Source organism: Acetatifactor sp., from assembly GCF_982438285.1.
Map to the genome: position 1 here is coordinate 1 of NZ_CEWDFQ010000232.1, position 4,905 is coordinate 4,905.

A 4,905-nucleotide genomic window follows, 5' to 3' on the forward strand; every position below is an offset into this window, starting at 1 on the left:
AGTAAAGTCTGTGCTGGAGGAAGAGAAGGAAAAGCTAGATCAAGGTAAATTGGCGCAGATTAAGCGGGAAGTTCGCGAGAAAAGCATGGAGAAACAGGTGGAAATCTATCAGAATGAGATAAAAAAGTTGTTAGAAGAAAATGAACGATTGAAAAAAGAGAATATAATGCTGACAAGAAAACTGAAAAGGCTAACAATGAAATGGGAGATCAGATTATCAAAAAGCATGAGAATACTGAAAAAGTGTGTATTGTGTTAAAATGCTAAAAATAGGCATTTCTTATAAAACAACCGGTTTTATTATCCTACCTGGTGGTATACGATGGCTCCAGCTATGCTGACATTCTTAACCAGCCATAACTGGCAGGGTAAAAAAGTAATCCCGTTCCAGACTCATGGTGGCTGGCCGGGTCATGTGATTGCAGATATGAAAAAAGAATGCAAGGGAGCAACTTTTTCCTATGAAATGGAGGTGCGGTTCGACTCCACAGGCGGTGACTGTATGCAGACACCGGAAAAGAAGGTTCTGGATTGGATTCAGTCCGTGAAAAGAGATGTTATGCAGAATGAGTAAAAGTGAAACCACACAAAACAACGAGAACCAGACAGAAGAAAAAACGGTTGCACAGGAATCGCACATCTTTGTGGAAGCGTCCGTGGGGAAAGCTCTTTTTTTATGATTGCGTCCACAATCGTCAGCCAGATTATCCTGGTGGTCTATAACCTTGCGGATACATGGTATGTTGGACTGACTGAGAATGCAGCTGCAGTGGCGGCCATTTCTCTGTGTCTGACGATCTACAATATTTTGTCGGCTGTCAGTAATCTGTTTGGAATCGGCGGCGCCGGAGCGCTGATAGGAGCGGTCCTATATGCGGGCATCTGATTTGTGCCATCGGACAGCCGAAAACCGCGAGCTTTGGAATGATTTTAGGGTGTGTGCCGAACATCCTTTTGGATCCACTGTTTATGATTGTTTCGTATTAGGAACACTGTAAAAACAAGACTTTTCGGGGACTGCAATCCGAAAAAATAATATTTGATCTATCACATTACGCAGAAAGTCGTCCAAGGGCTATCTTGGGCGGCTTTTTTGCGTGGATAGACCGGAAGAAATTTCAAAAATCCGATTTGATATTTTTAGGTACAACCTTTAAGCTGCCATGAATGCTGGCTTTGAAAGAGGTGATAGGAAAAACAGATGTTATGATTCCTGCTCCAAGTTACGCAGGCACTCTCTGACTTTGCCATAGTAGATGCGGAGGAACTTATTTGCTCCAGCTGTCATGTAGAGATGTCAAGGAAACGATACACCAGGTCGTCTTCCGGGGTATTCTGCAGCAAGGTTGTCATGATCTGGAGCAATGTCTTGCGCAGTCTTGCAGAGCCAACTTTGGACGACCGGCTGATCTTGGATTTGTGCTGGCCGGACTCACCCACACCAAGATTCTCATGGTCCCAGGAGGCGTCGTCAGACCGATGCCTAATCATTATACAGCTTAAACAATGAGAGGATTAAGTCCCAACTGGCTGTTGGGTACTGAAACCCTACACTCATATATTAGGAGGACAGCAATATACCATATAAAAGCTTTCGTCCCGGTCAGATCTGGCTGGATACCAATGGAAAGGTCATTCCGACCCAGCCGGAGGATTTGGGAAGTCCTCTGCACCCCACCTGCTGCATGGACCGGCCGCATATCATTTACTGCGAAAGAACCGGCAAATATGCAGCTTGGCTGAAGACACGAAAAAAGCCTATTTCATCTTCGATCGTCCCCATTTTGAAGTGGTTACGGCCACGCTGTCTGACACCTATACCGAAGTGACAGGCGAGTTTTCGGAGCATTATGTAGATTTGCATCCGCCGTTTTGCCGGGAGGCGCCTGCTTTTTTTGAAAAGGGCGGACTGCGCTGCCTGATTACCTCCGGTACAACAGGCTATTACCCAAACCCCAGTCAGGTGTGCCGGTTCCCAGACTGGCATGGGAATTATGAGGACTTGGGAGACCCTTGTATCGGCGATGCTGCGGGTACCAGCTTCTATGGACAGTTTACCTGCGTTTTGAAGATGCCTGGGAAGGAACTGTATATTGCCATGCCCGGCAATCGCCATCAGGAGATTACAAAGCCGGACCGCAGTCCCAAACAGGCGGGAGAGCTCCCAAAGAAACTGAAACGGCATATGGAAAACACGTCCATTGCCAGGTATGTTTGGCTGCTCGTCCAATGGGAAGGCGAAAAAACTGTGATCCGCTGGTATGACGAATGGAAATTAAAGGATTTTCTTTGAGCGAAGTGAAAGCCATATCGACGTATATCCCTTTCTGTGCTATGATTATATTCATATGATGTTAGAACAGAAAGGGATTTTTCTATGGAAAAAACACCTGAAAATAAAACGGCAGCACAGGCGGGAAATCATAAGAAATTCGTGAATTTTAATATGTCTCAATTTGACATTTACCGAGAGGATAACAGACGGGAAGTCAAAAAGGCGAAAGGCGGCCTTCCGGTTTCATTGTGGGAAACGTATTCCGCTTTTGCTAACTGTTATGGAGGAGTCATAATCCTCGGCATAAAAGAAAACAAAGACGGAAGCTGGTATATGACCGGGCTGGAAAATGCGGCGAAACTGCGAAAAGATTTTTGGGATACCATTAATAATAAAAATAAGGTTTCGATAAATCTGCTGACGGACAATGATGTGGAAATATATGAAGAAAATAGTAGTGCCATAATGGTTATCCATGTCCCTAAGGCAAAGCGTGAGCAGAAGCCAGTATATATAAACGGAGATATGTTTAATGGCACTTTTCGCAGAAACTGGGAGGGAGATTATCACTGTGACCGCAGTGAGGTGCTTGCAATGCTTCGGGATCAGCCGGAAGAAACTGCCGATACGAAAATTTTGCAGGATATGTCTTTGGAAGTGCTTAATTCAGAGACTTTGCGTGCCTATCGCAACCGGCATATGGCTTATAGAACAGAACATGTATGGGAGAGGCTGAGTGATGAAGAATATTTAGAGAGGATAGGCGCTGCAAAGCTGTCTGCCAGAGATAATGCTTTGCATCCTACGGCTGCCGGACTTCTTATGTTTGGAGAAGAATATAAGATTTTGTATGAATTTCCGGAATATTTTCTGGACTATCGGGAAGTGCTTGATCCGACGATCCGCTGGACGGACAGACTGCAGTCCAGCTCCGGTGACTGGACGGGGAATTTATTTGATTTCTTCTTCCGGGTTTACGGGAAACTTGTGAAAGATTTGAAAATTCCTTTCAAGCTGGAGGGAATAATCCGCGTGGATGATACGCCTGTACACAAGGCATTAAGGGAAGCCTTGGCGAACTGTCTGGTAAATACAGATTTTTATTTTCCGAGAGGGATTGTGATCCGAAAAGATGCAGAGTCTATCGTAATGGAGAATCCGGGAAGCATCAGAACCGGAAAAGCGCAGATGCTGAAAGGAGGCATATCAGATCCTCGCAACAAAACTTTGATGAAAATGTTTAATCTGATTGGTATTGGTGAGAGAGCTGGCAGCGGTGTGCCGGATATATACAGTGTGTGGGAACAGCAAGGGTGGAAACAACCGGAAGTCGTAGAAGAATATGGGCCAGACAGAACCATTTTGAAATTATCGTTTGTAAAAAAAGTGGCGATAAAAAATGGCGATAAAAAAGTGGCGATAAAAAATGGCGATAAAAAGAAGGTGACAAAAAAGACAGAGCAACAGTTGGAATATATCCTGGAATATATGGCTTCTGATCAGGAATATAAAACTAGTGAACTGGCAGAAGTTATCGGTGTAAAAGAGTCAAGGGCAAGAGTGCTGGTAAATGAGCTCGTAAAATCAGGCAGGATAGAGGCAACGGGGAAAAACAAAGGACGCAGATACAGATTAAAGTAATTGCAGAACAGAAAGGGATTTTTCTATGGAAAAAACACCTGAAAATAAAACGGCAGTACAGGCGGGACGGCCGTCAAAGCATATAAACGTGGGCCTTCTGGCCCACGTGGACGCGGGAAAGACTACTCTTGCAGAGGGTATTTTGTACAGCTGCGGAGCCATGAGAAGTCTGGGGAGGGTGGATCATGGGGACACGGTTTTGGATAACTTTGCGCTGGAGCGTTCCAGAGGGATTACCATATTTTCCAAGCAGGCCAGGGCCAGATGGAGGGAAATGAATCTTACCTTGCTGGATACGCCGGGACATGTGGATTTTTCGGCGGAGATGGAGCGCACCCTTCAGGTGATGGATTATGCGGTTTTGGTGATCAGCGGAGCGGACGGCGTACAGGGGCATGTGGAGACTCTTTGGAGGCTTTTAAAAAGGTATGAACTTCCCGTTTTTTTGTTTGTGAATAAAATGGATCAGCCGGGAACGGAAAAGGAGAGTCTTTTGGGGCAGCTGCAGCAGAAGCTTCATGAGAATTGTGTGGAATTCGGGGGAACACAGACAGAGGCGGAATTTTGGGAAAATCTATCCTTGTGCTCGGAGGCTTTGCTGGAGCAGTACCTGGAGCGGGGGAGTATTTCCGAAGAAAGCATTTCTGAGGCGGTCCGAGCAAGACAGATTTTTCCCTGCTACTTTGGGTCGGCCCTGCGCCTTGCGGGAGTGGAGGCGCTTTTGGAGGGACTTTACAGGTATGCAAAGGCGCCTGTCTACGGTGAGGAATTTGGAGCCAGAGTTTACAAGATTGCAAGGGACCCTTCGGGAGTAAGACTGACCTACCTGAAGGTGACCGGAGGCGTTTTGCGGGTGAAAATGCCGGTAAGCAACCGCTCCAGCGCAGGAGAGGGAGAGGTCTGGGAGGAAAAGGCAGATCAGCTGCGCCTGTATACCGGAGGGCAGTATCAGACGGTGCAGGAGGCAGAGGCAGGAGAAATCTGTGCGG

The 4,905-nt window shown here is 46.3% G+C and carries 7 protein-coding genes; 6 read left to right on the forward strand and 1 reads right to left on the reverse strand.

Annotated features, from left to right (window positions below; all coding sequences use genetic code 11):
* The 3 genes from AC1WIP_RS11195 to AC1WIP_RS11205 form a co-directional block, all read left to right on the forward strand.
* Positions 1 to 259, forward strand: a 259-nt coding sequence (locus AC1WIP_RS11195) for a DUF6262 family protein (RefSeq protein ID WP_481141903.1), incomplete at its 5' end; no start/stop codon positions are given.
* A 63-nt stretch (positions 260 to 322) separates the two neighbouring features.
* On the forward strand, positions 323 to 574 hold the full coding sequence (locus tag AC1WIP_RS11200) for a hypothetical protein (RefSeq protein ID WP_481141904.1): 252 nt from the start codon (positions 323 to 325) through the stop codon (positions 572 to 574).
* Between the two features lie 102 nt (positions 575 to 676).
* Positions 677 to 886, forward strand: coding sequence for a hypothetical protein (locus AC1WIP_RS11205; RefSeq protein WP_481141905.1), 210 nt, complete (start codon positions 677 to 679; stop codon positions 884 to 886).
* A gap of 398 nt (positions 887 to 1,284) precedes the next feature.
* On the opposite strand, the gene AC1WIP_RS11210 is transcribed toward AC1WIP_RS11205, so the two are convergent.
* The gene (locus tag AC1WIP_RS11210; RefSeq protein ID WP_481141906.1) at positions 1,285 to 1,491 is read right to left on the reverse strand and encodes a hypothetical protein; all 207 of its coding nucleotides are present in this window, start codon (positions 1,489 to 1,491) and stop codon (positions 1,285 to 1,287) included.
* Positions 1,492 to 1,735: 244 nt separating this feature from the next.
* Between AC1WIP_RS11210 and AC1WIP_RS11215 the strand changes: the two genes are divergently transcribed.
* From AC1WIP_RS11215 to AC1WIP_RS11225, 3 genes are all read left to right on the forward strand, one after another.
* Positions 1,736 to 2,293, forward strand: a complete 558-nt coding sequence (locus tag AC1WIP_RS11215) for a glycoside hydrolase family protein (RefSeq protein WP_481141907.1) — start codon at positions 1,736 to 1,738, stop codon at positions 2,291 to 2,293.
* Positions 2,294 to 2,446: 153 nt separating this feature from the next.
* Positions 2,447 to 3,916, forward strand: a complete 1,470-nt coding sequence (locus AC1WIP_RS11220) for an ATP-binding protein (protein ID WP_481141909.1) — start codon at positions 2,447 to 2,449, stop codon at positions 3,914 to 3,916.
* A gap of 25 nt (positions 3,917 to 3,941) precedes the next feature.
* Positions 3,942 to 4,905, forward strand: a 964-nt coding sequence (locus AC1WIP_RS11225) for a GTP-binding protein (protein ID WP_481141908.1), incomplete at its 3' end; no start/stop codon positions are given.